This is a genomic window from Streptomyces sp. NBC_00259 (assembly GCF_036181745.1).
Classification (GTDB): domain Bacteria; phylum Actinomycetota; class Actinomycetes; order Streptomycetales; family Streptomycetaceae; genus Streptomyces; species Streptomyces pratisoli.
This window is the reverse complement of the sequence record NZ_CP108080.1, coordinates 5,551,160-5,577,325: the sequence shown is the minus strand read 5'-3', so window position 1 is coordinate 5,577,325 and position 26,166 is coordinate 5,551,160. Positions and strand designations below refer to the sequence as shown.

Here is a 26,166-nt window from a genome sequence, read left to right as displayed (position 1 = left end):
CCCGTCCCGACCGGACGGGGGTTCGGCGCGTTCGACGGTGCCGCCCGGCGCGGTTACGCGGCCCGCCGGTAGGTGCCGCCGTCCCGCGTACGGGTCAGCAGGTGCGCCTCGACCAGATAGCGGCGCAACGCCGAACAGTCGTCGTGGACGGTGCGGAGCGCGTCGTTGACCTCGGGCTCGGTGTACGCCCGGTCGGGCTCGAAGAGGGTCCGCGCCAGGTGGACGAGCAACTGCTCACGGCGCGCCGCCTTACGGGGGATCGACGTGAGCCGTCCCTGGGAGAAGAGGGCGCTCACGTCCTGCGATCCGCCGGATTCATTGTCGGACATGGCCGGAAGCCTCCTGCACCGGTCCGCGCCGCGCAACGCGTTTTCCCGGCGCGTGCCCCAGGGGCGCGTGCCCGCTACAGCGGTATGTGGATGTCCAGGACCGGCCCGCAGGCGTGGGCCGGCGGCGCGTCGAGTCTCTCCAGGACATGGAGCATCGGCGCATTGCCGGCGGCGACCGCCGCGGTCAGGGTGTGATGTCCGTCCCGGCGGGCCACATCGGCCGCGTGCGCGGCCAGTGCCGTGCCCAGACCCTTGGACTGCCACGCGTCCTCGATCAGCACGGCGAACTCGCCCACCCCCTGCCGGTCGGTACGCATGACGTTGGTCATGGCGATGATGTGGTCCATGCGCTGGGCGGTGGTGGTGACCAGGGTGGTGCCGCGCTCCGGGTCGGTCAGCAGCCGCCATCCCGCCGCGGACAGCTCGGGCTTCCCCGAGTGGTAGCGCAGCGCGCGGCTGCCCGGTGAGCAGCGGCGGTGCAGCGCCTGGACGGGCCCGAGATCGTCAGGGGTCACCTCCCGGGTCCGGGTACTGGTGCCGTCGGTCAGCGTGATCGGGTGTGCGGTGCGTCGAGCGCCGGCGTCAGGCATACGGGGACTTCCTCACATCGGGCATGCGGATGAAGTGCCGTGGACCCCCGTACGGGCAACTGCCCGCCCCGGCACAGGAGAAGTCTTTTGCCGCCACCCGGCCGGCTCAAGGAAGGTTCGCGCCATATTGGTCACGCTTCGCGCACAGCGAGTCACCGAACGGATCGGGATTCCGTCCGACTCGCTTTGCGGGGCCGTACATTTGCGGGGCCGTGAAGCCGTCCGGTCATCCCTCCCGGAGTCGCTCCACGCGCTCGCCCGTCCTGGTCTCGATCTCCGAGGCCACCTCGTGCAGCAGCGAGTGGCTCACACCGGTCAGCGCACGCGCCACGGCCAGCTCGTCGCCGATGTGGGGGATGTCCTGGTCGGAGCGGTTGCGGTGGGCCGTGCCCTCGCCGACGAAGAGTTCGGCGTTCTGGCCCCGCAGCCGGGCCTCCGCCTGGGTCGTGCGGTCGTTCTCGGTGATGACGATCTCGACGTTCCATTTCTTGGTGCGCATCAGAAGCCACCGCCTCCGTCGAAGCCGCCCCCGCCGCCCCAGTCGCCGCCGAAGCCGCCGCCACCGAAGTCGGAGGAGCTGAAGTCACCGCCGCTGACATCACCGCCGCCGAAGTCACCGCCGCCGTACTCGGCCGCGTAGGCGGGGGTGGACAGTGCGCTGCCGAGCAGGGTGCCCGCGAGCAGGCCCGGCAGCAGGCCGCCGCCGTAGTAGCCGCCGGCCCAGGGGCCGTAGGCCGGACCGGCCTCCCAGTACGGGCGGCGGCCGGACTCGGTCTCGACGGTGCGGCCGAGCGGGTCCTCGCCGTCCCGCAGACGGACCGCGTCGGCGGCGCAGACCGGGACCTCGCGGGGTGAACCGCCGGACGGGGTCCAGGTCATGTCGGTGGTGGAAGGTCCGTGGCGCGGGTCGAAGAAGCACGGCGCCCGGCGTTCGGGGAGCGGAGCGCCTTCGCGGCGTGCGGAAAGGACCGCGAGCGAGTAGCGGCCTTCCTCCAGTGCCTCGGTGACGCCGCGGACGTCGTGCGGGTGCTCGGCCGACGCCATGGCGGACTTGGCGTCCTCGTACGAGTCCAGGGCGCGTTCGTAGTCGGCGCGCATCGCGTCGTCCGCGCCGCGTTCGGAGGGGTGGAAGTCGAGCCGGTCGAGTTCCTCGCCGTACGCGGTGATGTCCTCGTCGACGACGACGCGCAGCTTCTCCAGCGCGTCCCTCTCCTCCTCCGCCTTGCGGCGGCGGCCGCGGCGGACCAGGGCGTAGGCGCCGGCGCCGCCCGCGACGAGGACGGTGCCGATCGCGATCAGCGAGCCGGTGGAGGCACCGCCGCCCTCGGAGCCGCTGCTCCAGGAGGAGGGTGCGGTGCCGCGGACGGTCGGGAGGGCCTGGTCGACGAAGTTGTCGAGCTGGGTGGCGGCGTCGACGCCCGGCGCCTTCACTCCGGACACGATGTTCTGCACGGCGTTGGCGGGCATGACGCTTCTGTCCGCGCCCGCGTCGAAGCCGTCACCGAGCCGGATTCCGTACAGCCCGGTGATCCCCGTCGCGGTGCGCAGATCGCGCAGCACGCTGTCCGCGGGGAACTGCGAGCCTTCGGGCAGTACGGCGATGAACACGGGCTTGTCCGCGTTCTCGATCTTCTGCGCGAGGGCCTTCTGGTCGGCCTCGGAAAGCTGGGAGCGAGCCCCCGGATCGACGTAGACCGGGCCCTGCTTCAGGGCCTCGGCCGCGTCGGAGATGCCCGTGGCCCTGGCGCCCGCGCCAGGGGCCAGGGCCAGCAGCAGGAAGAGTGTCAGCCCGGCGAGGGCAGACAGCAGGGCGAACGGCCTGGTCCTCATACCATCGAAGCTACCCGAATGGCATGAAATAGGACATAGCCGCAGGTGAGGGGACTCCGGAACCGCACGGGCGGTTCCGGAACCGCCTCCGGCTACTCCGCCGGCTCGACCCCGGCCCGCAGCAGTCCGTAGGTGTAGGCGTCCTCCAGGGCCTGCCAGGAGGCGGCGATGATGTTGTCACCGACGCCGACCGTCGACCACTCGCCGGTGCCGTCGCCCGTCGTGATCAGTACGCGGGTGGTGGACCCCGTGCCGTGGCGGCCTTCGAGGATGCGGACCCGGTAGTCGACCAGCTCCAGCTTGGCGAGCTGCGGGTAGATCCGCTCCAGCCCCACCCGCATCGCCCGGTCCAGCGCGTTGACCGGCCCGTTGCCCTCGGCCGTCGCGACGATCCGCTCGCCCTTGGCCCACAGCTTGACCGTGGCCTCGTTGGCGTGGGTGCCGTCGGGGCGGTCCTCGACGATCACGCGCCAGGACTCCGTACGGAAGTACAGGCGCGGTCTGCCCTCCGCCTCCTCGCGCAGCAGCAGTTCGAAGGAGGCGTCCGCGGCCTCGTACGTGTAGCCCCTCAGCTCGCGCTCCTTGACCCGCTCCACGACCCGGCCGACGAGCTCGCGGTTGCCGCCGAGGTCGACGCCGAGCTCCTTGCCCTTGAGTTCGATGGAGGCACGGCCGGCCATGTCGGAGACGAGCATCCGCATGGTGTTGCCGACCTGCTCGGGGTCGATGTGCTGGTACAGGTCCGGATCGACCTTGATCGCGGAGGCGTGCAGTCCGGCCTTGTGGGCGAAGGCGGAGACACCCACATAGGGCTGGTGCGTGGACGGCGTGAGGTTGACGACCTCGGCGATGGCGTGCGAGATCCGGGTCATCTCCTGCAGGGCGCCGGCGGGCAGCACCTTCTTGCCGTACTTCAGCTCCAGCGCGGCCACGACGGGGAAGAGGTTGGCATTGCCGACCCGCTCGCCGTAGCCGTTGGCGGTGCACTGGACGTGTGTGGCGCCGGCGTCGACGGCCGCGAGGGTGTTGGCCACGGCGCAGCCGGTGTCGTCCTGGGCGTGGATGCCGAGGCGGGCGCCGGTGTCGGCGAGGACGGTGGAGACGACGGCCTGGATCTGGGCGGGCAGCATGCCGCCGTTGGTGTCGCAGAGGATGACCACGTCGGCACCGGCCTCGGAGGCGGCCCTGACCACGGCCTTGGCGTACTGGGCGTTGGCCCGGTAGCCGTCGAAGAAGTGCTCGCAGTCGACGAAGACGCGCCGGCCCTGGGAGCGCAGGTACGTGACGGTGTCGCGGACCATCTCCAGGTTCTCGTCGAGCGTCGTGCGCAGAGCGAGCTCGACATGGCGGTCGTGGGACTTGGCGACCAGCGTGATCACCGGCGCACCGGAGTCGAGCAGTGCCTTGACCTGCGGGTCCTCGGCGGCCGTGGCGCCGGCCCGGCGAGTGGCGCCGAACGCGACGAGCTGGGCGTGCTTGAGGTCGATCTCCTGGCGGGCCCGGGCGAAGAATTCGGTGTCCCGGGGGTTGGCGCCCGGCCACCCGCCCTCGATGAAGCCCACGCCGAACTCGTCGAGGTGCCGGGCGATGGTCAGCTTGTCCGCGACGGTGAGGTTGATGCCCTCGCGCTGCGCGCCGTCGCGCAACGTGGTGTCGAAGACATGGAAACCGTCGTCGGTGACGCCGTCCCTATCGGTGTCCGTGGCCTCTGTGGTCATGGCTGTTGTGACTCCTGTCGGATGAGTGGCTCCGGAATTCTTGGCTCCACTTGCCCCCATCTTCGCGCGCCTCTCGTCCGGCCGGGGTGGGGCCGTAAAACGAAAAGACCCCTCGCGGGTGCGAGAGGTCTGCGCGCGGGTCTGGGGCACGGTGCCGCTGCCGCGGGGGTTACTGGCCACGGGTCAGCGGTCACTGCGGACCGGCGCGCTGCTGCCGATAATCATGGCGAATGCGAGCACAGTGGCAGTCTGCCACATGTGCGTGCCAGCATGGACAGCGGTCTCAGTATGCGGGCGCCGTCCGGTGACCCGCCCCCGCACCCGTTCAGCGGGCGGGGTGCCGCCCGGCGGAGTGGTAGGGGAAACCCATGAGTTCACAACCCCCCACAGGACCGCCGTCCGGACCCGTGCCCCGGCCGTCCGGACCGGCTGCCGGTCCGCCGCCGCCCGGTCCCGGCCCGTCCGGCGGACGCTCCCGTCGTACCCTCGCACTGCTCGTCGGCGGGGCGGCGGCGGTGCTGGCCCTCGTCGTGGTGCTGGTGTTGTCACTCGGCGGCGACGGGGACGACGGCGGCGGAGGTTCCGGCTCCCCCACCCCGGTCGACACGAAGGCTGCGGAGGCGGACGCCCACGCGGTCGCGACCCGGGTGGCCCTGGCACCCCCGGACTGGGGTGCCGGCTTCACCCAGCACGATCCGTACGAGGTGGACCCCGCGCCGGAGTCGCTGGTGCGGGAGGACTGCGAGTTCGCCAGCCGTCCCAGTCGGGCCGGCACGCTGGCCTCCCTGCAGCGCAACGTGTACCAGACGTCGTCGGGCATCGCGGGGACGTCCGAGGTCAAGGTGTTCGTGGACGAGGCCACGGCGAAGCAGTACCTCGCCGACGCCCGGGACAACATCCACCGCTGTCCGGAACAGCACCGGGCCAAGGAACGCTGGAACGGGGTGCGCGAGGCGACCCCGCCGCAGGTGACCGGCTTCGACGAGCTGGTGTCCGAGGAGGGCCACCAGGTCGTCACCGCGAACGGGGGCAAGGTCGACGACCTCTACGTCATCGCCACCGGACGGGACGGCAAGAGTGTCCTGAGCGCCTACGTGGTCGGCAGCAGCAAGCTGGACCCGCAGATCCACAAGTACGCCGCGGACTCGCTCCAGAAGATGCAGCAGCGCCTCGTGCAGCAGCCGGAGGCGGCGGCCACGGGCGGGTGACCGCCGTGCACGACGGCCGGGCGTCATGATCGGGACGGCAACGATCGGCAGTACCTGCGTGCGTCACGTTCCCGGGGTCACCGGCGTCAGTGCCTCGTCGATGAACTCCCTTACGTGGCCCAGGACCTGCTCCCGGCTCGTGCCCGGTATCCCCACCGCCACATGGACGGAGAAGCCGTCGAGCAGCGCGCGCAGCCGGGCGGCGAAGCGATCCGCGTCGACGGCGCGGAACTCGCCGCGCGAGCTGCCCTCGGCGAGCAGCGCGACGAGATCGCGGTGCCAGGCGCCCTCGATGGCGGCCTGGCGGGCGCGGGCGTCGTCGTCGGCGTTCTGCGAGCGGTTCCAGACCTCCAGCCACAGCGTCCAGTGCGGGTCGCGGTGGCCGTCGGGGACGTACAGGTCGACGTAGGCGTCGAGCCGTTCGCGTGCGGGCCCGAGCCTGGACAGCAGGGAGCTGCGCTCCGCGCCGAGGCGGCCCTCGCTCCACTCCAGGGTCTGGAGCAGCAGCTCGTCCTTGGTGCGGAAGTAGTAGAGGAGATGCCCGCTGCTCATCCCCACCTCGCGCCCGAGCCCGGCCATGGTGAGCCCGTCGAGCCCGCGCTCGGCGATGGTCGCCATCGCCGCGGCGAGCAGTTCCTCACGGGGCGGGGCGGCGTTGCGGCGTCGAGGGGGCGGGGGAACGTTCACCCGTACGTTGTACCCGATCCGCCCGGCCCCCGCGGATGGCCGGTGCCCCGCGGATGACCCGTGCCCCGCCCCGGAATCCGGGTCAGACACGCGGTTGCTGCTGGGTGATGCAGTGGATGCCGCCCCCGCCCGCGAAGATCGCCCTCGCGTCCACCAGGGTCACCGTACGGTCCGGGAACAGCCGCCGGAAGACCGCCGCCGCGATCTCGTCGTTCGGGTCGTCGAAGGCGCACAGCACCACGCCGTCGTTGCAGAGGTAGTGGTTGATGTACGAGTAGTCGACCCATTCGCCGTCCTCGTCCTTGAGGACGGTGGGCGCCGGGATCTCGACGACCTCCAGGGCCCGGCCACGGGCGTCCGTCCGGCCGCGCAGCAGCTCGACATAGGTCCGGGAGCGCTCGTGGTCCGGGTGGGCGGGGTCCTTCTGGCTGTGGACGAGGACCACGCCCGGCCGGGCGAACGCGGCGACGATGTCGACGTGGCCCTGCGTGCCGTACATGCCGTAGTCGCCGCTCAGACCGTGCGGCAGCCAGATCGCCTTCTCGGTGCCGAGCCTGGCGTGGATCTCGGCCTCGACCTGTTCCCGGGTCCAGTCGGGGTTGCGGCCGGCGCCGAGCTGGACCGTGTCGGTCAGCAGGACCGTGCCCTCGCCGTCGACGTGGATCGCGCCGCCCTCGTTGACGAGGCCCGAGGAGTGGACGGGGACGTTCACGAGGTCCGCGACATGGCGGGCGATCTTGGAGTCGTGCTCCCAGCGCGCCCAGTCCTGGGCGCCCCAGCCGTTGAAGACCCAGTCGACGGCGGCGAGAGCGCCCTCGCCGTCGACGACGAAGGTCGGGCCGATGTCCCGCATCCAGGCGTCGTCGAGCTCGCGCTCCACGATCTCCACGTCCTCGCCCAGGAGTTCACGGGCGCCTTCGCGCTGCCCGGGCCCGACGACCATGGTGACCGGCTCGAAGCGGCGTACGGCACGGGCCACGTCCGCCCACGCGGCGCGCGCCTCCGCGAGTTCCTCGTCGTCGGTGAAGGTCGGGTTGGGACCTGGCCAGGCCATCCAGGTGCGCTCGTGGGGGGCCCACTCGGGCGGCATACGGAACGTCATGACGTGAGTCCTAGAGGAAGTAGAGGCGGTTGAGGGACATGGATTCGACCGGGTCCGAGCGGAGCGGATCGCCGTCGAGCGTGACCAGTCCGCTGTGCGCGTCCACGGCCACGTCGCCGACCCGGGAGTTGAGGAGCAGGTCCTTGGGGCCGATGCCCCGGGTGCCGCGTACCCCGACGCGACGCCGGCGCGTGGGCATCCTGTCGTCGCCGAGCGCGGCCGCGGCCTGGGACACGAACGCCACGGAGATGTCCGCGGGGGTTGCCCCGTGGGCGCCGAACTGCGGTCCCAGGACGAGCGGTTCGCAGGTGTCGGTCGCGGCGTTCGGGTCGCCGGTCACCCCGTACGCCGGGAAGCCGGCCTTCAGCACGAGCTGCGGCTTCGCCCCGAAGAACTGCGGCTTCCACAGCACGATGTCGGCGAGCTTGCCGCTCTCGATCGAGCCGATCTCGTGCGCGAGACCGTGGGCGACGGCCGGGTTGATCGTCAGCTTGGCGATGTAGCGCAGGACGCGCGCGTTGTCGTCGTGGGCGCCGTCGCCGTCCATGGGACCCAGCTCGGCCTTCATCTTCCCGGCCATGGCGAAGGTGCGGCGCACGGTCTCGCCGGCACGGCCCATGCCCTGGGCGTCCGAGGAGGTGATGCCGATCGCGCCCAGGTCGTGCAGGACGTCCTCGGCCCCCATCGTCCCGGCGCGGATGCGGTCGCGGGCCATGGCGGCGTCACCGGGCAGGTCGGTCTTGAGGTCGTGTACGGAGACGATCATTCCGTAGTGCTCGGCGACGGCGTCCCGGCCGAACGGCAGGGTGGGGTTGGTGGAGGAGCCGATGACGTTCGGCACGCCCGCCATCTTGAGGACGTTCGGTACGTGCCCTCCGCCGCAGCCCTCGATGTGGAAGGCGTGGATGGTCCGGCCGTCGAGGACGTTCAGCGTGTCCTCGACCGACAGGCATTCGTTGAGGCCGTCGCTGTGCAGGGCGACCTGGACGTCGTACTCCTCGGCGACCCGCAGCGCGGTGTCGAGGGCGCGGGTGTGGGCGCCCATGTCCTCGTGGACCTTGAAGCCGCAGGCGCCGCCCTCGGCGAGCGCCTCGACGAGCGGGGCGTCGCCGGAGGAGGAACCGCGGGCGAGGAAGCCGATGTTGACGGGCCAGGCGTCGAAGGCGTTGAAGGTGTGCTTGAGGGCCCAGGGCGAGTTGACGCCGACGCCCCAGACGGGGCCGAACTCCTGGCCGATGATCGTCGTGACACCGGAGGCGAGGGAGGCCTCCATGACCCGCGGCGACAGCAGATGCACATGGGTGTCGACGGCGCCGGCGGTGGCGATGAGGCCCTCGCCGGAGACGATCGACGTGCCGGTGCCGACGACGACGTCCACACCGTCGAGGGTGTCCGGGTTCCCGGCGCGTCCGATACCGGCGATGCGGCCCTCACGGATGCCGATCGACACCTTGCGGATGCCCTGGACGGCGTCGATGACGAGGACGTTGCTGATGACGACGTCACAGGTCTCGCGGACCGCGGCGGCCTTCAGATGAATTCCGTCGCGGGCCGTCTTGCCGAAGCCGGCGAGGAACTCGTCCCCGGACTTCTGGGAGTCGGACTCGACACGGACGACGAGTCCGGAGTCGCCCAGCACGACCCGGTCCCCGGCGCGGGGGCCGTGGACGCTCGCGTACTCGTGCGGATCGTTACCGGTCACCGGTCCTCCTCCTGCTGCTGCTCGTCCTGCTGCACCTGCCGCTGCACCTGCTCTTCCGCGTCGGCGCCGAGATAGCCGCAGGCCGCCGCTCGGCGCAGGGCCTCGGCCTTCGCGCCCGGCGCGTCGAGCGGCCCGTCGACGAGGCCGGCGAAGCCGATGGCGATGCGGTCGCCGCCGATCGGTACGAGTCCGATCTCGGCCTCGCCGCCCGGGTCGAAGCGGACGGACGACCCGGCGGGGACGCAGAGGCGCATGCCGTAGGCCGCCGCCCGGGGGAAGTCGAGCCGGGGGTTGGCCTCGAAGAAGTGGAAGTGGGAGGTGACGCTGACGGGGACGGTCGCGGTGTTGCGTACGGTCAGCCGCACCGCGGGCTCGGGTGCGGGCTGCGCGGGTCCGGGCAGGACGGCGCCGGGGGCCGCGTCGCCGAGGCCGCCGCCCCCGATGGGGTCGGAGACCACCGCGAGCCGGGATCCGTCGTCGAAGACGGCCTCGACATGGACCTCGGTGACCACATCGGCCACACCGGGCAGGACATCGCCGGGGCCGAGTACGGAGCGGGCCGCCTCGATCGCCTCGGCGAGCCGGCGCCCGTCCCTGGCCGCCTCGCAGACGGTGTCGGCGATCAGTGCGGTCGCCTCGGGGACATTGAGCTTGAGCCCACGGGCACGCCGCGCCCGGGCCAGTTCGGCGGCGCCGAACAGCAGCAGCCGGTCGCGCTCGGTCGGGGTCAGTCGCACGTCACCACGCCTCCCTGGAGGTCCACCGCGGCCTCCTGCTGGGTGCATCGCTCCGGAATCTCTGAATCCGATTCCAGACGTTTGAACGACACTCTAACCCGCACTTTCCTTGACCGGAAGCATTGACGCCAGCTCTTCGCCGGGTTCACATAGAGCAGCACTCAAACGACGCCTGTGGACCAGGGAGAGCCCGATGCCGATCGAACAGCGCGGAGTCGACACCATCCCCGAAGCGGAACGGACCAGCGGTCCCCGCGATCTCGTCGCGATCCTGCTCGGCTCCAACCTCTGCCTCGGTGTGATCGTCTTCGGCTGGCTGCCGGTCTCCTTCGGCCTCGGCCTGTGGGGCGCGGTGACCTCGGTGGTCGCGGGCACGGTCGCCGGTGTGCTCGTGACGGCACCGCTCGCGCTCGTCTCACTGCGCACGGCGACCAATCTCTCCACGTCCAGCGGCGCCTTCTTCGGCGTACGCGGACGGCTGATCGGCTCGGTCGTCGGCCTCCTGCTGTCCCTCGGGTACACCGCGCTGACCCTGTGGATCGGCGGCGACGTGATGGTCGGCACCCTGGCCCGGCTGACCGGTCTGCCGGCCGGCGGCCCGAGCCACGCCCTGGTCTACGCCCTGCTGGCCGCGTGCACCGTGATCGGTGCGGTCTTCGGCTACCGGCTGCTGCTGCGGATGAGCAAGGTCCTGGCCCTCGGGATGATCGCGCTGCTCACGCTGGGCCTCGTGGCGTACGCGCCGGACCTGACGACCGCGGCGCCGCCCGACGCCCCGTATCTGATGGGCTCCTTCTGGCCGACCTGGGCGCTCTCGGCCGTGGCCGCCGGGCTCAGCGGTCCGATCGCCTTCATCACGCTGCTCGGCGACTACACCCGCTACATCTCGCCGCGGCGGCACACCCCGCGCGCGGTGCTGAACGCGACCTGTCTGGGCCTGTTCGCCGGACTCCTGATCCCGCAGCTGTTCGGCACCTTCACCGCGCTGGCCGCCCGCGCCTCGCAGGACTACGCGGGCCCGCTGGTCGAGGCCTCCCCCACCTGGTACCTGCTGCCGCTGCTGCTCGCCGCCGCGGCCGGTTCGGTCGGCAACGCCGGGCTGATGCTGTACTCGATGGGCCTCGACCTCGACGCGATCGTCCCCAGGGCCAGCCGCACCGCGTCCACCGTGATCGTCGCGGTCGTCGCCACCGTCTTCGTCTTCCTCGGGCACTTCGCCTGGGACGCCCGGTCGGCGATGACCTCGTTCGTGCTGCTGCTCACGGCGATCGGCACCCCTTGGGCCGTCATCACCCTCATGGGCCATCTGCGCTGCCGCGGCGCGTACGACGCCGAAGCGCTCCAGGTCTACAACCGGCGTGCCCGGGGCGGCGTCTACTGGTTCCGCGCGGGCTGGGAGCCACGGGCGGCCATCGCCTGGACGCTGGGCGCGGGGGTGGGCCTGCTCTCCGTCTCGACCCCGTTCCACGAGGGCCCGCTGCTCGCCCTGACCGGCGGCGTGGACTGCAGCTTCGTCCTGTCCGGTGTGACGGGTGGCCTGGTGTACGCGGTGCTTCGGCCGCGGCCGGAGGCGGCGCCCGCCACCGAACCGGCCGGCCGGATCATGACCGCCGTGGACTGAAGGCTCGCCCTCCGGGGCCATGGACCGCCACGCGGTCGCCGGGCGAACAGCAAGGCTCCCGCACGCGGTGCGTGCGGGAGCCTTCGCCGTGGTGCTTCGCCGCGGCGCCTTCGTCTCGGTGCCTACGCCGCGGTGCCTTCGCCGCGGTGACCTTGCCGCGGTGTGGGTCACCGATCCGGAAAGGGGCTCCTAGCCCGCTCCTAGCCCAGCGTGTGCATCCAGGCGTGCGGGTCCTCCGCGGCGCCCGTCTGGATGTCGAGCAGCGCCTTGCGCAGCTCCATCGTGACCTTGCCCGGCTCGCCGTTCGCCTGCGACCACTCGCCGTGGGCGGACTTGACCGTGCCGACGGGGGTGATGACGGCGGCGGTGCCACAGGCGAAGACCTCGTGCAGCGTGCCGTTCTCGGTGTCGCGCTTCCAGTCGTCGATGGACACCCGGTCCTCCACCGCCTCGTAGCCGAGGTCGCGGGCGAGCTTGAGAAGCGAGTCACGGGTGATGCCCGCGAGCAGCGAGCCGGTGAGCTCGGGCGTGACGATCTTGTCCCCGTACACGAAGTACAGGTTCATCCCGCCCAGCTCCTCGACCCACTTGTGCTCCACGGCGTCGAGGTAGGCGACCTGGTCACAGCCCTTCGCGGCGGCCTCGGCCTGGGCGAGCAGGGACGCGGCGTAGTTGCCGCCGGTCTTGGCGAAACCGATGCCGCCGGGCACCGCGCGGACGCGGTCCTCGGAGAGCCAGATCGAGACGGGCTTGACGCCACCGGGGAAGTACGGGCCGGCCGGTGAGGCGATGACGATGAAGAGGTACTCGTTGGCCGGACGCACGCCGAGACCGACCTCGTTGGCGAACATGAACGGACGCAGATACAGCGAGGCCTCGCCGCCGTGCGCCGGGACCCACGCCTTGTCCTGCTGGACCAGCGCGTCACAGGCCGCGATGAACGTCTCGACCGGAAGCTCCGGCATGGCCAGACGCCGGGCGGAGACCTGGAAGCGCTCCGCGTTGGCGTCGGGCCGGAAGGTGGCGACCGAGCCGTCGGGCCTGCGGTAGGCCTTCAGCCCCTCGAAGATCTCCTGCGCGTAGTGCAGCGTCATGTTGGCCGGGTCCATGGACAGCGGCGCGTACGGGGTCAGCTGCGCATCGTGCCAGCCGCGCCCTTCGGTCCACTTGATCGTCACCATGTGGTCGGTGAAGTGGCGGCCGAATCCGGGGTTGGCCAGGATCGCCTCGCGCTCCGCGTCGGACAGCGGGTTCGAGGAGGGCTTGAGCTCGATCGTGGTCGTCGTCATGTCTGCGTGTCCTTCACCGTGTGTTTGTGACGGACCGAACCCATGACCGTCTCTGCTAGGACGTCCGAGCTTCCCCGCATGGTGCGGCCCCACGTCCGATTATCGCAGCGCGTGGGGGCCGGAGCAGAACACAGCAGAACGGCGTGAATCGCGGCCCATGGCTTGATGGTGGCACCCGGAGGCCGCAAAGGAGAAGCCGCCGGGTGCGTTGCGACCCGGCGGCTTCGAGGTTTCGAGAGTCGACGGATCAGCCCGCTACTCGTACGGCGAGCGCGTCGCCGATCTCGTCGGTGGTGCGGGCGGTGCCGCCGTCACGCTCCGCCAGGTCGGCGGCGACGGCGTCCTCGATGCGCACGGCCTCGGTCTCGTGGCCGAGGTGGCGCAGGAGGAGGGCGACGGACAGGATCGTGGCCGTCGGGTCGGCCTTGCCCTGGCCCGCGATGTCCGGCGCGGAGCCGTGGACGGGCTCGAACATGGACGGGAACGCGCCCGTCGGGTTGACGTTTCCGGAGGCGGCCAGTCCGATGCCGCCGGTCACGGCAGCGGCCAGGTCGGTCAGGATGTCACCGAAAAGGTTGTCGGTGACGATGACGTCGAAGCGCTCGGGCTGGGTGACGAAGAAGATCGTCGCGGCGTCGACGTGCAGATAGTCGGTGGTGACCTCGGGATACTCCTGGCCGACCCTGTCGAAGATGTTCTTCCACATGTGGCCCGCGTACACGAGGACGTTGTTCTTGTGAACCAGCGTCAGCTTCTTGCGGGGGCGGGCCTTGGCTCGCTCGAAAGCGTCACGCACGACACGCTCGACGCCGTACGCGGTGTTGACGCTGACCTCGGTGGCGACCTCGGCGGGCGTACCGGTGCGCAGCGAGCCGCCGTTGCCGGTGTACGGGCCCTCGGTGCCCTCGCGGACGACGACGAAGTCGATGTCCGGGCGGCCCGCGAGCGGGGTCGCGGTGTTCGGGAAGAGCTTCGACGGACGCAGGTTGACGTAGTGGTCGAAGGCGAACCGGAGCTTCAGCAGCAGCCCGCGCTCCAGGACGCCGGACGGCACGGAGGGGTCGCCGATCGCGCCGAGCAGGATCGCGTCGTGCTGCTTGAGGGATTCGAGTTCCGCGTCCGGGAGGGTCTCGCCGGTGCGGTGCCAGCGCTTGGCACCGAGGTCGTACTCCTTGGTCTCCAGCTTCACGTCCTGAGGAAGCACGGCCGAGAGGACCTTGAGGCCCTGGGCCACGACCTCCTGGCCGATGCCGTCACCGGGGATCACTGCGAGATTGAGGCTGCGAGACATATCGGCACCGTACTCCGCGTCCCAGCGAATGACATTCGACGTCCACCATACGGACGCACTTCTCACACGCGGTTTCGTTGAACTCCGTTCATCCGGAGTCTGGCGAAGGGCCGCAAGTTACTGGCAAGTTACCCCGCATCTGGACGAAGCTGCGGCTGCCCGACCCGGACACGGTCGAGTGGTCGCGCGTCCGCTACCCCGGCTTCTCCTTCCTCGCGGTGGAGGCGGAGACCGGTGCGGCGGCGAAGCTGAAGGTCTCCGCGCTCGCCGAGAACGGCGAGCGCATCGACTACTTCGAGGTCAGGCGCGGTCAGTGACCCCGGGGCGCCCCGGAGGTCAGGGCCCGGTGCCGCCGGGTCAGTGCCCGGTCTCGCCGCCGTTGTCCCTGCGGTCGAGGGCTCGCTGCAAGGCGGCGGCGGCGTTCGCGGCGGCGCTCTTGCGGTCGGACTCGCTGGTGCGGGGCGTGTGACGGACGCGGCGGCGGAAGGTCGTCTCGGGCATGGTGATCGACTCCTTGAGATCACAAACGATCGAAGGCGCCGGAAGGGGCGGGGAGCGGGGCCGCAGGGGTTGCCTGCTTGGGGCACCGGCTCGGGGCCGCCATTCGCTGGATCGAGCGAGACGTTCGGCTCCTACAAAGCTAAGGGAGCCGGGCCTCGCTGTCTCTACAATTAGTCGGACTTCCTACTATCTGAGACGCGATCTTGAAGCGGTGCTGGTGAGAGCGGGCACCTGGCTCAGAGCACGTCGCCGTCCCGCCAGTCGAAGAGCAGCGCGGACGTGGCGGCGTCCGGCAGGGGGCCGCTGGCGGCGGGCCTGAGGTAGGCGGAGCCCTCCTCGTCCGGGAGGTGGATGACGCCGTCGGGGCTCAGCGCCTCGATCCGGCCCCGCCACAGCTGCCAGCCGCGTGCGGCGTACAGCGTGGCGCCGTCGTCGGAGGCGGAGAGGGCGCCGAGTTCGTACGCGCCGTCGATGACCGTCTCCAGCGCCGCCATCACCCGGCCGCCCAGGCCCTCGCGGCGGCGGTCGGCGCGGACGCCGACGGCCTCGACGTAGCCGGTGCGGTACGAGCGTCCCGCGTGCAGCACCCGGCGCATGATCACGCTGCCGTGGGCGGCGATCCCGTCACTGTCGCCGATGAAGGCGTGGATGCCGCCGAGCCCGTGGGTCCAGTCCTCGTCGCCGAAGTCGCCGTCGAAGGCTCCGTCGAGCATGAGGCGGATCTCGTCGAGCGTGGCCGCGGACAGCTGGTAGGTGTGGGCTGTACGCAGCTGCGTCGTGGTGTCCGTCATGTGCGCCACTCTGTCAGGGTCACACGCCCGGCCACCGCTCGTATGCGCTCATCAGGACGGTCCGGGGCGCGCACGCAGCGCGCCCCGGACCGCTTCACCGATCGACGGCCTCCCGGGGAAGCACGTCCGCGGCGTCAGTACACGGCATCAGTACCCGCTGTCAGTACACGTTGACGCCGTACGCGGCCAGCGCCTCCCGCACCGGCTGGTGGATCGCGGAGCCGTTCGTGCCCGTGCAGCCGGAGCTGCCCGAGTGGATGCCGAGGGCGACCGAGCCGGCGAAGTGCGCGCCGCCGCTGTCGCCGCCGGCCGAACAGGCGGTCGTACGGACCATGTTGTAGACCGGTCCGTCGCCGTAGTTGACCGTCACGTTGACGGCGGTGACGGTGCCGCTGGTCAGCTTGGTGGTCGACCCGCTCTTCTGGATCGACTGGCCCACGACGGCGTCGGCGGCGGAGGTGATGTCCTGGTTGCTGCCGTTGTAGAGGTTGACGTGGCCGAACGGCGCGGAGCCGTCGGTGTAGCGCACGATGCCGTAGTCGTTGGTCGGGAAGCTGGTTCCCTCACGGACTCCGATCACCGGACCACCGGACGTGGCCGACCAGTTGGCGCCGGCGTTGGTGCAGTGCCCGGCGGTCAGGAGGTAACGGGTCGAGCCCTTGGCGACGTTGAAGGCGGCCGAGCAGCGGTAGCCGCCGCCGTAGATCGCGTCGCCTCCCGCGACCTCGCGATGGAAGGTGCCGGGGACACGGGCGACGCGGACGGCCCCGTCGAGCGAGTCGGCGACCCGGCGCAGCCGGGCCATGTCCCTCGCCGAGACGGACTCGTCGGCCTCGACCGCGATCTGGTTCGTCCGGGGGTCGACGCCCCAGGACGTACCGGTGATCTTCGCTCTGGACTCCAGGGCGGCCATGGCGGCGTCCAGCTGGGCCGCGCTGCGCTGGACCCGCTTCGGAACCGCTCCGGCAGCCCGGACCCGTTCGGCCGCGGCCTCGGTGGTGACGGTGACGACGAGCTTTCCGCTCGCCCGGTCCTGGTAGGTGCCTGCGCTGTCGCCGCCGAGCTGCCGTTCGACCTGGACGTCGAGCGCGTTGAGCGGGAGGGGGGCGGGTGTGGGCTCGACGGCGGCTGCGGCGGGGGCGGCGCCCAGCCCGATCGAGCCGGCGACGAGAAGGACGGAAAGACCTATGCGCGCACGGATGGTGCGTCTCATACGAGGGGTCTCCTTCGACGGTTACGTGTGGGGACGTACCGACGAAGCAATTTGGCATGGCCACATCATCAACGCAAGGGTCTGGACCAATCCGGCCCCCGATCGCACAGGAACGCACACGACGATGCCCCCGGCCGGACGGCCGGGGGCACCGCGGCGACGCCGCTGGGTGACCTAGGAGGACGTGGTTTTCTCGAGCTGCCGGGCGACCCGCCCCACCCATTCGGTGAACTCGTCCCGGTGTGCCTTGCCCCCGCCCAACGCGGCGACCTGCGGATCCGTGATCCGGTCGGGCCCCGCCGCGTCCAGCAGCCGGTGCAGTTCCGTCAGCACGGAAGCGAGCCGCTGCGCATCGGGATGCTCGATCGCGTCGGCCCCGTGACCGGGGCCGAGAGTCGTGGAACCTGGCATGGTTGTCCCTCCTCGGCGCGGGTCCCCCTGGTCAGCAGCCTAAGCCCGCCCAGGACCGTGCGCCGGACATGAGCCCGCCCCCGGCCGGTCTGTGGGGGACCGGCGGGGGGCGGTGTTCACGGGACGGGCCGTGCGGCCCGGTGCGGGCGTCAGCCCATGTGCGGGTAGCCGTACTCGGTCGGCGGCACCAGCGTCTCCTTGATCGCGCGGGTCAGCGTCCAGCGCATCAGGTTCTGCGGGGCACCGGCCTTGTCGTTGGTGCCGGAGGCGCGGCCGCCGCCGAAGGGCTGCTGGCCGACGACGGCGCCGGTCGACTTGTCGTTGATGTAGAAGTTGCCCGCCGCGTAGCGGAGCTTGTCCATCGTGTACGCGGTCGCCGCACGGTCACCGGAGATGACCGATCCGGTCAGCGCGTACGCCGACACCGACTCCATCTGCGTCAGCATCTCGTCGTACGCGTCGTCCTCGTAGACGTACACGGCGAGGATCGGGCCGAAGTACTCGGTCGTGAAGACCTCGCTCGACGCGTCGGTGCACTCGATGACCGTCGGACGGACGAAGTAGCCGACCGAGTCGTCGTACGTACCGCCCGCGACGATCGTGCAGGTCGGGTCCTGCTTGGCACGGTCGATCGCGGCCTTGTTCTTGGCGAACGAACGCTCGTCGATGACGGCGCCGATGAAGTTCGTCAGGTCGGTGACGTCACCCATCCGGATGCCGTCGACCTCGGCCGCGAACTCCTCCTTGAAGCCCGAGTTCCAGATGGAGGCCGGGACGTACGCACGCGAGGACGCGGAGCACTTCTGGCCCTGGAACTCGAAGGAGCCGCGGGTCAGCGCGGTCTTCAGGATGGCGCGGTCGGCGCTCGGGTGCGCGACGACGAAGTCCTTGCCGCCCGTCTCACCGACGATGCGCGGGTAGGAGCGGTACTTCTCGATGTTGTTGCCGACCGTCTTCCACAGGTGCTGGAAGGTCTTGGTCGAGCCGGTGAAGTGGATACCGGCCAGGTCGGGGTGGTTCAGCGCCACCTCGGAGACGGCGATGCCGTCGCCCGTCACCAGGTTGATGACGCCCTTGGGCAGACCGGCCTCCTCCAGCAGCTGCATCAGCAGCACGGCGGCGTGCGTCTGCGTCGGGGACGGCTTCCACACCACCACGTTGCCCATCAGGGCGGGGGCGGTGGGCAGGTTGCCCGCGATGGCCGTGAAGTTGAACGGCGTGATCGCGTAGACGAAGCCCTCAAGCGGGCGATGGTCGAGGCGGTTCCACACACCCGGGGAGTTGGCCGGCGGCTGCTCGGCCAGGATCTGGCGGGCGTACGCCACGTTGAAGCGCCAGAAGTCGATCAGCTCGCAGGGAGTGTCGATCTCGGCCTGCTGCGCGGTCTTCGACTGGCCCAGCATGGTGGAGGCGGCCAGCGTCTCGCGCCAGGGGCCCGACAGCAGCTCGGCGGCGCGCAGGATGATCGCGGCGCGGTCGTCGAACGACATCGCGCGCCACGCCGGGGCGGCGGCGAGGGCGGCGTCGATCGCGTCCTGCGCGTCCTGCTGGGTGGCGCCGCGGAAGGTGCCGATGACGGCCTGGTGGTTGTGCGGCTGGACGACCTTGAACTCCTCGCCGCCACCCATGCGCTTCTCACCGTTGATGGTCATCGGGAGGTCGATGGGGTTCTCGGCCAGCTCCTTGAGCTTGGCCTCCAGCCGGCCACGCTCGGCGGATCCGGGCGCATAGCCGTGCACCGGCTCGTTGACGGGGGTGGGGACCTGGGTCACAGCGTCCATGAGTTCCTTGACTCCTTTTTGAGAGGGGTGGGAGGGCTCAGTCCTGGGGCCCTGGGTCAGTTCTTGGTGATCATCGACCGTGCGAAGAACAGGAGGTTGGCCGGCTTCTCGGCGAGGCGGCGCATGAAGTAGCCGTACCAGTCGGTCCCGTACGCGGTGTACACACGCATCCGGTGCCCTTCGGCCGCCAGCCGCACATGCTCCTCGCCGCGGATGCCGTACAGCATCTGGAATTCGTACTCGTCCAGTTTGCGCCCGGCACGGCGCGCGAGCTCCTGGCTGATGGAGATCAGTCGCGGATCGTGGGAGCCGATCATCGGGTAGCCCGCGCCGTCCATGAGGATCTTCAGGATGCGGACGTACGCCTTGTCGATCTCGGCCTTGTCCTGGTACGCGACCGAGGCCGGCTCCTTGTACGCGCCCTTCACGATGCGCACACGGCTGCCGTTCGCGGCGAGGCGGCGGGCGTCCTCCTCGGTGCGGAAGAGATACGCCTGGATCACACAGCCGGTCGCCGGGAAGTCCTTCCGCAGCTCCTCGTGGACGGCGAACATCGAGTCGAGGGTGGTGTGGTCCTCGGCGTCCAGGGTGACCGTGGTGCCGATCGCGGCGGCGGCCTCGACGACCGGGCGGACGTTGGCGAGCGCCAGCTCGTGGCCGCCTTCCAGGGACTGGCCGAACATCGACAGCTTGACCGACATCTCGGCCCGCGTGCCGAGGTCCAGCGGCGCGAGCCGCTCGATCAGCTCCAGGTAGGCGTCGCGGGCGGCGGCGGCCTGCTCGCGGGTCGTGATGTCCTCGCCCACGACGTCGAGGGTGACCTCGAGGCCCTTGTCCGTCAGGTCCGCGACGATCGGCACGACCTCGTCGACCGTCTCGCCCGGAATGAAGCGGTTGACCACCGGCTTCGTCATCGGGGCGGCCGACACAAGGCGACGCATCTTGTCGCTGCGCGACGCGGCGAGGATCACGGGACCCAGCACGGGCACCTCCACGGAACACGGATAGCGGGGGGCCGAAACCCAACGATCCGGGTACGGCACGGAGAACCACCGTGAAACCTAGATATCGGTCCGATGCTGGGCCATCTACAGCTGTCACGCATCCGGTCCCCCTTCTTCAGACATTTGTCTGAAGAGGCGCCCGACCGGTGCGAGAATGTCCGGGTGAAGGGCGATTACCAGGACCTTGTCGACGAGATCTCCGGGCTGCTCGGCGCCCCAGCGACCCTGGAGAACCGGGACTTCGAACTGATCGCCTTCGGCGCGCACGACAGCGACGACGACAGCGCCATGGACCCCGTCCGCACGCGTTCGATCCTCACCAGGAAGTCGACACCGGCGGTCCGGGCCTGGTTCGAGGGCTTCGGCATCGCACGGGCGACCGGCCCGGTGCGGATCCCGGCGGCCCCGGAGGCGGGGGTCTTCCGCGACCGGATCTGTCTGCCGGTCCGCCATCGCGCGATCGTCCTCGGCTACGTCTGGCTGCTCGACGCCGACCCCGGGCCGACCCATGAACAGCTGTCCGCGGCGATGGAGGTGACCGACCGGATCGGCCTGCTGCTCGCCGACGAGGAGCGGGCGGGCACTGATCTGTCCCGCGAGTTCCGCGCGGTGCTGACCGCCGAACGCGGCTGGCAGTACGACATGGCCCTCGCGGCCCTCCGCACGGCGCTGGGCCCGGACGCGGACGGGCTGCACGCGGTGGTGTGCGTGGCGCCGTGGCCGTCCGGTGAGGCCCCGTCGGCGCGCACGGTCGCGGGGGCGTCGGCGCTGTGCACGGTTCCGTGGCTGTGGCCGACGGCCGCCGTTGCGTACGGCTCTCCGGGTGACACCAGGTCCGGTACGGGCGGCGGCGCGGCCGGTCGCAGGCAGCCGGGCGGCGAGGCGACGGGCCCGGGCGCGACCGGGCACGGCGGCAGGACCGGTCGTGGGGCCTCCGGCGGGGAGGCGGCAGGAGGGGGGACGGGGACGGGCGCGTCCCGGGCGGGCAACCACAGCGGCGCGAGGGCCGCCGAAGCGCAGCCGTCCGACACCGAGGACGGCGGCCATGCGCTCGCCGTGCTCGTGCGGCTGCGCGCCACCGATGTGCTCGCTCCCGCCGTGACCGCGGCCGGCCGGCTGTCCGGCACCACGGGGTCCGCGGGGTCCGCATCCGCAGGGCCCGCCGTCGCGGGCATCGCACTCCCCCGGCGCGGCATCGGTGATCTCAGCACCTCATGGCGCGAGGCCGCCTCCGCCGCCCGCGCCGCTCGGGCCGAGCCCCGGCTCGGGCCGATCGCCGACTGGGCGTCGATCGGCCCGTACCGGCTGCTCACCGCGCTCCCTCCGGCGCCCTCGCCGGACCCCGCGACCGCCCCCCTGCTCGGCCCGGCCCATGCCGAACTCGCCCGCACGGCAGAGGTGTTCCTCGACTGTGCGGGCCAGGCGGGCCGCGCCGCCTCCGCCCTCGGCATCCACCGCCAGACCCTCTACTACCGGCTCTCCCGGGTCGAGCAGCTCACTGGCCTCGATCTGGACGAGGGCGAGGACCGGCTGCTGCTGCACATGGCGCTGAAGGCCGTACGTCTCTGAGCCCGTGACCTGCAGAAACGCTCCTTCCGGCGGTCGCGTACCCCTTCGGGTGAATGACGCATGGCGGTGATCGGGGCAGGGCAGCTTGATCGCGTCCATCGCACCCCCGTCGCCCTTGGACGGGGACCTCCTCCACCGCACACCGGGAGTCGTCATGCTCCGCAGACTCGCCATGCCCGCAGCCGCCGCCCTCGCCGCCCTCGTCCCGGCGCTCCTCCCCGCCCCGGCCGCGGCCGCGCACGCCGCCGGGCCCCCGGCCGCGCACGCCCCCGGGCAGGTGTGCTTCTGGACCGGGGCCGGACAGCACGGCACCGGATGGTGCTACGGCCCACCGGGCTATGCGGACGTTCCCGAGTTCCTGCACGACAAGGCGGTGTCCTTCCGCTCGGACCTCAACCGCGACGTGTACGCGATCGACTGGGCCCGCGGCACCTGCTACGCCCGGCTGATCCGCGCGTACGACTACAGCGACAACTGGTCCTGGGGCTCCCGGATCGACGGGGTCGCCGACACGAACCAGGGCTGCGAGGCCGGCTGACCCGTGAGCGCTCTCCGCACGGCGGGCGCCGTCACCGCGGCGCTCGTCCTGTCGGGCCTGTCGGGCTGTGCCACGGGGCCCTCCGGGCCCGCCCTGCCCACGACCGAGCGGGCCAGGGACGACCTCATCCGGTCCGCCCAGCAGGTTCTGGTGTCCCGCTGCCTGGCCGACCAGGGGCTGAGCACCACCGGCCCGAGACCCGCGTCCCCCGCCGAGGGCAGGCGGCTCCAGGCGGCCCTCTTCGGCACCGGCCCGGCCGAGCTGTCCCTCACCCTCCCCGGCGGCCACACCGTCAGCGCCCACACCGACGGCTGTCTGGCCTCCGCCCAGCGCGCCCTCTACGGCGACCAGCGCCGCTGGTTCCGGGCTCAGGTGACCTACAACAACGTGCGTACGGAGGCCGGGGCGCGGATGCGGACCGATCCGGCCCATCGCGCCGCCCTCGCGCGGTTCACCCGCTGCACCGCGTCGTCCACCGCCGGCCACTGCGCGCGGGAGAGCGGGTTGGCCGACGTGGAGGCCCGGCTCGAACCCGCCCGGCTGGCCGAGGTCCGCGCCCTGCGGCGCGACCAGCTGGACGCCTATACGCGGCTGCGCACCCGCGCACTGCATCGCGCGGCGGAGCTCTCCTCCGCGCATCTCCAGAGGAACACCACAGAGAAAGGCTTTCCCACTCCATGACCGTGAAGCGCACCCTCGCCTCCGCCGCGACCGCCGTCCTTCTGCTCGCCGGCGCTCTCGCCGCGGCCGCCTCGCCGGCCGGGGCCGCCGACTGCCCGAGCGGGGAGTTCTGCACCTGGGAGAACGCGGACTTCAGCGGACAGCGCGCCAACTGGTCGGGCGACGACCACTGGTGGGAGAGCTGGATCGCCGACGAGGACTCCTCGTGGGCGAACCACGGCATCTCCGGCCCCGGCATCAAGGACCACGTCAAGGTGTACTCAAGTGCCAATCTGGGCGGGCACATGACGATCTGTCTGGCTCCGGGCCAGGAGGTCAACTACAACGGTGCGGCCAACGACAACGGCGACTCCCACACCTGGGCCATGGGCTGCTGAACACCCCCGCCCAGCCGGCCCCGCACGTCATGTGCGGGGCCGTTCCCGGCGCCGGCCACACCATGATCGCCCTCAGGGCCTCTGAACGCGGCGTACCCACCCCTCGAACGCGCCCAGCACAGAAGCGTTCACGGGGTGGGTACGGGTGTCGACGGGCCGAGACCCCGGCGTCAGTCGGTCAGATTCACCGAACGGGCCGACGTCGCACCGATCTCCTCGGCGATCTCGTTCAGCACGGGCTGCGGCACGGTGTCGTCGACGGTCAGCACGACCAGCGCCTCGCCGCCCTCCTCCTGCCGCGCGACCTGCATGCCCGCGATGTTGAGCCCGGCCTCGCCGAGGATCCGGCCGACCGTGCCGACGACACCCGGGCGGTCCTCGTAGCGCGCCACGACCATGTGGTCGGCCAGCGCCAGGTCGATGTCGTAGTCACCCACGGCGACGATCTTCTGCAGGTGCTTGGGCCCGGCCAGCGTGCCGGAGACCGCGACCTCCTCGCCGTCGGAGAGCGTGCCGCGCACGGTCACCACATTGCGGTGGTCCGGGGACTCGGAGCTGGTGGTGAGACGGACCTCGACACCGCGCTCCTGCGCGAACAGCGGCGCGTTCACGTACGACACGGTCTCGTCGATCACGTCCTCGAACACGCCCTTCAGCGCGGACAGTTCGAGCACCTTCACATCGTGCTGGGTGATCTCGCCGTAGACCTCGACGTCGAGACGGACCGCGACCTCGCCCGCCAGCGCGGTGAAGATCCGGCCGAGCTTCTCGGCGAGCGGCAGACCCGGGCGCACGTCCTCGGCGATGACTCCGCCCTGGACGTTGACCGCGTCCGGGACCAGCTCACCGGCGAGCGCGAGACGTACCGACGTGGCGACCGAGATACCGGCCTTCTCCTGGGCCTCGTCGGTGGAAGCGCCGAGGTGCGGGGTGCAGACGACCTGGTCGAACTGGAACAGCGGGGAGTCGGTGCACGGCTCCTTCGCGTACACGTCGAGGCCCGCGCCCGCGACCCGGCCCTCCTTGAGCGCCGAGTACAGCGCCTCCTCGTCGACGATCCCGCCGCGCGCGGCGTTGACGATGCGGACGGTCGGCTTGACCTTGTGCAGCGCCTCGTCACCGATCAGGCCGAGCGTCTCGGGCGTCTTGGGGAGGTGGACGGTGATGAAGTCCGAGACCTCCAGCAGCTCGTCCAGCGTCAGCAGCTTGACGCCCATCTGCGCGGCACGCGCGGGCTGTACGTAGGGGTCGTACGCGACGATCTTCATCCCGAAGGCGGACATCCGCTGGGCGACCAGCACACCGATCCGGCCGAGGCCGACGACACCGAGGGTCTTCTCGCTGAGCTCCACGCCGGTGTACTTGGAGCGCTTCCACTCGCCGTTCTTCAGCGCGGTGTTGGCCTGCGGGATGTTGCGCGCGGTGGCGACGAGCAGACCGCAGGCGAGCTCGGCGGCGGTCACGATGTTGGACGTCGGCGCGTTGACGACCATCACGCCGGCCTTGGTGGCGGAGGAGACGTCCACGTTGTCCAGTCCGACACCGGCGCGGGCGACGACCCTGAGCTTCTTGGCGGCGGCGATCGCCTCGGCGTCGACCTTGGTGGCGGAGCGGACCAGGATCGCGTCGACATCGGCGATGGCAGGGATCAGCTCGGCGCGGTCCGCGCCGTTGCAGTGCCGGATCTCGAAGTCCGGGCCGAGCGCGTCCACGGTGGCGGGCGACAGCTCTTCGGCAATGAGTACAACGGGTTTACGGGGCGCAGTGCTCACGTGAGTCCTCACTGGTCCAATGCGGACGGCCGTCCCGACGGCCGCTGGCGGTGGAGGGGCTAGCCGCGTGGAAGACGCACGACGCTGTGGGCCTGACCTGACGCGTATGTACTGACCACTCTAGTGGTGCTGAGCGGCTGGTTCTCCGCCTTGGCGGAAGGATCACCCGTCCGGGTTGGACTTGGTGTCCAACGGCGGTTCCTGAACCGCGCGGGCTCCAGGGGGACGGATCCGGGGACCGTCCGAACGACGTGCGGCGGGCCCCGAAGGACCCGCCGCACCGGGGCTTACGCCTCCTCGTTGTCGACCCAGCTCATGAGCTTGCGCAGCTCCTTGCCCGTGGTCTCCAGGAGGTGGTTCTCGTCCTGCGTCTTGTACTCGTTGTACTTCTTCAGACCGCCGTGGTACTCGTCCATCCAGTTCTTGGCGAACGTGCCGTCCTGGATCTCGGCGAGGACCTTCTTCATCTCGGCCTTGGTCTGGTCCGTGATGATCCGCGGGCCGGTGACGTAGTCGCCCCACTCGGCGGTCTCGGAGACCGACCAGCGCATCTTCTCCAGGCCGCCCTCGTACATGAGGTCCACGATCAGCTTCAGCTCGTGCAGGCACTCGAAGTACGCGATCTCGGGCTGGTAGCCGGCCTCGACCAGGGTCTCGAAGCCCGCCTTGACCAGCGCGGAGGTGCCACCGCACAGGACGGCCTGCTCACCGAACAGGTCGGTCTCGGTCTCCTCGGTGAAGGTGGTCTTGATGACGCCGGCGCGGGTGCCGCCGATGCCCTTGGCGTACGAGAGCGCCAGCGCGAAGGCGTTGCCCGTCGCGTCCTGCTCGACACCGGCGATGCACGGAACGCCGCGGCCCTCCTCGTACTGACGGCGCACCAGGTGACCCGGGCCCTTGGGGGCGACGAGCGCGACGTCCACACCGGCGGGGGGCTTGATGAAGCCGTACCGGATGTTCAGGCCGTGACCGAAGAAGAGGGCGTCGCCGTCCTTCAGGTTGTCCTTGATGGACTCCTCGTACACCTGGGCCTGGATCGGGTCCGGGACCAGGATCATGATGACGTCGGCCTCGGCGGCGGCCTCCGACGGCGTCACCACGCGCAGGCCCTGCTCCTCGGCCTTGGCCTTGGACTTGGACCCCTCGTGCAGACCGACGCGGACGTCCACACCGGAGTCACGCAGCGACAGCGCGTGGGCGTGGCCCTGGCTGCCGTAGCCGATGACCGCGACCTTGCGGCCCTGGATGATGGACAGGTCGGCGTCGTCGTCGTAGAACAGCTCGGCCACTGGGTTTCTCCTTGGGTGTGCTGGTGTTGCATCCCACCGTACGGCGGGGAGGGATGAGGGGGTCTTCTGGTCTCGCCATCCGGGCGGTGCGACCGGGTGCTGGTCGCACCGTCCGGTGGCACCGCCCGGGTGGCG

25 protein-coding genes and 1 pseudogene are annotated in these 26,166 nt (G+C 71.0%); 7 read left to right on the top strand and 19 right to left on the bottom strand.

Annotated elements, in window-relative coordinates; genetic code table 11:
• Positions 1-53: 53 nt before the first annotated feature.
• From OG766_RS25350 to cimA, 5 genes are all read right to left on the bottom strand, one after another.
• Positions 54-329 (bottom strand): DUF2087 domain-containing protein, encoded by a 276-nt coding sequence (locus tag OG766_RS25350; protein WP_328726270.1) that lies wholly within the window; start codon positions 327-329, stop codon positions 54-56.
• 74 nt (positions 330-403) lie between these two features.
• Complete coding sequence (locus OG766_RS25345; protein ID WP_328726269.1) at positions 404-919, bottom strand: GNAT family N-acetyltransferase; 516 nt, start codon at positions 917-919, stop codon at positions 404-406.
• Positions 920-1,145: 226 nt separating this feature from the next.
• Positions 1,146-1,418 carry a DUF1876 domain-containing protein gene (locus tag OG766_RS25340; RefSeq protein ID WP_266383692.1) on the bottom strand — a complete coding sequence of 91 codons (273 nt, stop codon included), beginning with the start codon at positions 1,416-1,418 and terminating at the stop codon, positions 1,146-1,148.
• On the bottom strand, positions 1,418-2,749 hold the full coding sequence (locus OG766_RS25335) for a hypothetical protein (RefSeq protein ID WP_266383690.1): 1,332 nt from the start codon (positions 2,747-2,749) through the stop codon (positions 1,418-1,420). Before OG766_RS25335 ends, OG766_RS25340 begins: the two co-directional genes overlap by 1 nt.
• 92 nt (positions 2,750-2,841) lie before the next feature.
• Complete coding sequence (cimA, locus tag OG766_RS25330) at positions 2,842-4,467, bottom strand: citramalate synthase (RefSeq protein ID WP_266383688.1); 1,626 nt, start codon at positions 4,465-4,467, stop codon at positions 2,842-2,844.
• A gap of 368 nt (positions 4,468-4,835) precedes the next feature.
• On the opposite strand from cimA, the gene OG766_RS25325 reads away from it, so the two are divergent.
• On the top strand, positions 4,836-5,675 hold the full coding sequence (locus tag OG766_RS25325; RefSeq protein WP_266383685.1) for a hypothetical protein: 840 nt from the start codon (positions 4,836-4,838) through the stop codon (positions 5,673-5,675).
• 63 nt (positions 5,676-5,738) lie between these two features.
• On the opposite strand, the gene OG766_RS25320 is transcribed toward OG766_RS25325, so the two are convergent.
• The 4 genes from OG766_RS25320 to ureA form a co-directional block, all read right to left on the bottom strand.
• The gene (locus OG766_RS25320; RefSeq protein WP_266383681.1) at positions 5,739-6,362 is read right to left on the bottom strand and encodes a TetR/AcrR family transcriptional regulator; all 624 of its coding nucleotides are present in this window, start codon (positions 6,360-6,362) and stop codon (positions 5,739-5,741) included.
• An 82-nt stretch (positions 6,363-6,444) separates the two neighbouring features.
• The gene (locus OG766_RS25315) at positions 6,445-7,464 is read right to left on the bottom strand and encodes an agmatine deiminase family protein (protein ID WP_266383678.1); all 1,020 of its coding nucleotides are present in this window, start codon (positions 7,462-7,464) and stop codon (positions 6,445-6,447) included.
• A 10-nt stretch (positions 7,465-7,474) separates the two neighbouring features.
• A complete protein-coding gene (locus OG766_RS25310) occupies positions 7,475-9,166 on the bottom strand; it encodes an urease subunit alpha (RefSeq protein ID WP_266383676.1) in 1,692 nt (563 codons plus the stop codon).
• On the bottom strand, positions 9,163-9,903 hold the full coding sequence (gene ureA / locus OG766_RS25305) for an urease subunit gamma (RefSeq protein ID WP_266383674.1): 741 nt from the start codon (positions 9,901-9,903) through the stop codon (positions 9,163-9,165). Before ureA ends, OG766_RS25310 begins: the two co-directional genes overlap by 4 nt.
• Positions 9,904-10,096: 193 nt before the next feature.
• On the opposite strand from ureA, the gene OG766_RS25300 reads away from it, so the two are divergent.
• Positions 10,097-11,524 (top strand): cytosine permease, encoded by a 1,428-nt coding sequence (locus tag OG766_RS25300; protein WP_266383671.1) that lies wholly within the window; start codon positions 10,097-10,099, stop codon positions 11,522-11,524.
• Positions 11,525-11,724: 200 nt separating this feature from the next.
• On the opposite strand, the gene OG766_RS25295 is transcribed toward OG766_RS25300, so the two are convergent.
• Positions 11,725-12,813 carry a branched-chain amino acid aminotransferase gene (locus OG766_RS25295; RefSeq protein ID WP_266383668.1) on the bottom strand — a complete coding sequence of 363 codons (1,089 nt, stop codon included), beginning with the start codon at positions 12,811-12,813 and terminating at the stop codon, positions 11,725-11,727.
• Between the two features lie 247 nt (positions 12,814-13,060).
• Positions 13,061-14,104 carry a 3-isopropylmalate dehydrogenase gene (locus tag OG766_RS25290; RefSeq protein ID WP_266383665.1) on the bottom strand — a complete coding sequence of 348 codons (1,044 nt, stop codon included), beginning with the start codon at positions 14,102-14,104 and terminating at the stop codon, positions 13,061-13,063.
• A gap of 140 nt (positions 14,105-14,244) precedes the next feature.
• On the opposite strand from OG766_RS25290, the pseudogene OG766_RS25285 reads away from it, so the two are divergent.
• A pseudogene (locus tag OG766_RS25285) lies at positions 14,245-14,421 on the top strand (phosphoesterase); the annotation flags it as partial.
• A gap of 40 nt (positions 14,422-14,461) precedes the next feature.
• Here OG766_RS25285 and OG766_RS25280 read toward each other — a convergent pair.
• The 6 genes from OG766_RS25280 to OG766_RS25255 all read right to left on the bottom strand — a co-directional run bounded on the left by OG766_RS25280 (position 14,462) and on the right by OG766_RS25255 (position 19,784).
• Positions 14,462-14,605: a hypothetical protein gene (locus OG766_RS25280; RefSeq protein ID WP_266383659.1), complete on the bottom strand. Its 144-nt coding sequence runs from the start codon at positions 14,603-14,605 to the stop codon at positions 14,462-14,464.
• 236 nt (positions 14,606-14,841) lie between these two features.
• Entirely contained in the window at positions 14,842-15,396 is a 555-nt protein-coding gene (locus tag OG766_RS25275) for an aminoglycoside 2'-N-acetyltransferase (RefSeq protein WP_328726268.1), read from the bottom strand.
• Between the two features lie 160 nt (positions 15,397-15,556).
• A complete protein-coding gene (locus OG766_RS25270) occupies positions 15,557-16,609 on the bottom strand; it encodes a S1 family peptidase (protein ID WP_266383654.1) in 1,053 nt (350 codons plus the stop codon).
• Between the two features lie 174 nt (positions 16,610-16,783).
• A complete protein-coding gene (locus tag OG766_RS25265) occupies positions 16,784-17,020 on the bottom strand; it encodes a hypothetical protein (protein WP_266383651.1) in 237 nt (78 codons plus the stop codon).
• Positions 17,021-17,169: 149 nt separating this feature from the next.
• Positions 17,170-18,801: an L-glutamate gamma-semialdehyde dehydrogenase gene (gene pruA / locus OG766_RS25260; RefSeq protein ID WP_328726267.1), complete on the bottom strand. Its 1,632-nt coding sequence runs from the start codon at positions 18,799-18,801 to the stop codon at positions 17,170-17,172.
• Positions 18,802-18,857: 56 nt separating this feature from the next.
• Entirely contained in the window at positions 18,858-19,784 is a 927-nt protein-coding gene (locus tag OG766_RS25255) for a proline dehydrogenase family protein (protein WP_328726266.1), read from the bottom strand.
• A 183-nt stretch (positions 19,785-19,967) separates the two neighbouring features.
• Here OG766_RS25255 and OG766_RS25250 point away from each other — a divergent pair, with 183 nt between their 5' ends.
• From OG766_RS25250 to OG766_RS25235, 4 genes are all read left to right on the top strand, one after another.
• Complete coding sequence (locus tag OG766_RS25250; protein ID WP_328726265.1) at positions 19,968-21,374, top strand: helix-turn-helix domain-containing protein; 1,407 nt, start codon at positions 19,968-19,970, stop codon at positions 21,372-21,374.
• Positions 21,375-21,528: 154 nt separating this feature from the next.
• Positions 21,529-21,912, top strand: a complete 384-nt coding sequence (locus OG766_RS25245) for a hypothetical protein (protein WP_328726264.1) — start codon at positions 21,529-21,531, stop codon at positions 21,910-21,912.
• A gap of 3 nt (positions 21,913-21,915) precedes the next feature.
• Positions 21,916-22,593, top strand: coding sequence for a hypothetical protein (locus OG766_RS25240; RefSeq protein WP_328726263.1), 678 nt, complete (start codon positions 21,916-21,918; stop codon positions 22,591-22,593).
• On the top strand, positions 22,590-22,970 hold the full coding sequence (locus OG766_RS25235; RefSeq protein ID WP_266383636.1) for a peptidase inhibitor family I36 protein: 381 nt from the start codon (positions 22,590-22,592) through the stop codon (positions 22,968-22,970). The genes OG766_RS25240 and OG766_RS25235 overlap by 4 nt, the downstream gene beginning before the upstream one ends.
• A 170-nt stretch (positions 22,971-23,140) precedes the next feature.
• On the opposite strand, the gene serA is transcribed toward OG766_RS25235, so the two are convergent.
• Together serA and ilvC are read right to left on the bottom strand one after the other, a co-directional pair.
• Positions 23,141-24,742 carry a phosphoglycerate dehydrogenase gene (gene serA, locus OG766_RS25230; protein WP_328726262.1) on the bottom strand — a complete coding sequence of 534 codons (1,602 nt, stop codon included), beginning with the start codon at positions 24,740-24,742 and terminating at the stop codon, positions 23,141-23,143.
• Between the two features lie 287 nt (positions 24,743-25,029).
• Positions 25,030-26,031: a ketol-acid reductoisomerase gene (gene ilvC / locus OG766_RS25225; RefSeq protein ID WP_266383631.1), complete on the bottom strand. Its 1,002-nt coding sequence runs from the start codon at positions 26,029-26,031 to the stop codon at positions 25,030-25,032.
• Between the last annotated feature and the right edge of the window lie 135 nt (positions 26,032-26,166).

Bases quoted from the DNA above. Each gene is read 5' to 3' on its own strand.
- OG766_RS25245 (WP_328726264.1), top strand. From the start codon at position 21,529: ATGCTCCGCAGACTCGCCATGCCCGCAGCCGCCGCCCTCGCCGCCCTC.
- OG766_RS25340 (WP_266383692.1), bottom strand. From the start codon at position 1,418: ATGCGCACCAAGAAATGGAACGTCGAGATCGTCATCACCGAGAACGAC.
- OG766_RS25300 (WP_266383671.1), top strand. From the start codon at position 10,097: ATGCCGATCGAACAGCGCGGAGTCGACACCATCCCCGAAGCGGAACGG.
- OG766_RS25315 (WP_266383678.1), bottom strand. From the start codon at position 7,464: ATGACGTTCCGTATGCCGCCCGAGTGGGCCCCCCACGAGCGCACCTGG.
- OG766_RS25275 (WP_328726268.1), bottom strand. From the start codon at position 15,396: ATGACGGACACCACGACGCAGCTGCGTACAGCCCACACCTACCAGCTG.
- OG766_RS25335 (WP_266383690.1), bottom strand. From the start codon at position 2,749: ATGAGGACCAGGCCGTTCGCCCTGCTGTCTGCCCTCGCCGGGCTGACA.
- OG766_RS25280 (WP_266383659.1), bottom strand. From the start codon at position 14,605: ATGCCCGAGACGACCTTCCGCCGCCGCGTCCGTCACACGCCCCGCACC.
- OG766_RS25270 (WP_266383654.1), bottom strand. From the start codon at position 16,609: ATGAGACGCACCATCCGTGCGCGCATAGGTCTTTCCGTCCTTCTCGTC.
- OG766_RS25345 (WP_328726269.1), bottom strand. From the start codon at position 919: ATGCCTGACGCCGGCGCTCGACGCACCGCACACCCGATCACGCTGACC.
- pruA (WP_328726267.1), bottom strand. From the start codon at position 18,801: ATGGACGCTGTGACCCAGGTCCCCACCCCCGTCAACGAGCCGGTGCAC.
- OG766_RS25325 (WP_266383685.1), top strand. From the start codon at position 4,836: ATGAGTTCACAACCCCCCACAGGACCGCCGTCCGGACCCGTGCCCCGG.
- OG766_RS25350 (WP_328726270.1), bottom strand. From the start codon at position 329: ATGTCCGACAATGAATCCGGCGGATCGCAGGACGTGAGCGCCCTCTTC.
- OG766_RS25265 (WP_266383651.1), bottom strand. From the start codon at position 17,020: ATGCCAGGTTCCACGACTCTCGGCCCCGGTCACGGGGCCGACGCGATC.
- OG766_RS25290 (WP_266383665.1), bottom strand. From the start codon at position 14,104: ATGTCTCGCAGCCTCAATCTCGCAGTGATCCCCGGTGACGGCATCGGC.
- OG766_RS25235 (WP_266383636.1), top strand. From the start codon at position 22,590: ATGACCGTGAAGCGCACCCTCGCCTCCGCCGCGACCGCCGTCCTTCTG.
- OG766_RS25295 (WP_266383668.1), bottom strand. From the start codon at position 12,813: ATGACGACGACCACGATCGAGCTCAAGCCCTCCTCGAACCCGCTGTCC.
- cimA (WP_266383688.1), bottom strand. From the start codon at position 4,467: ATGACCACAGAGGCCACGGACACCGATAGGGACGGCGTCACCGACGAC.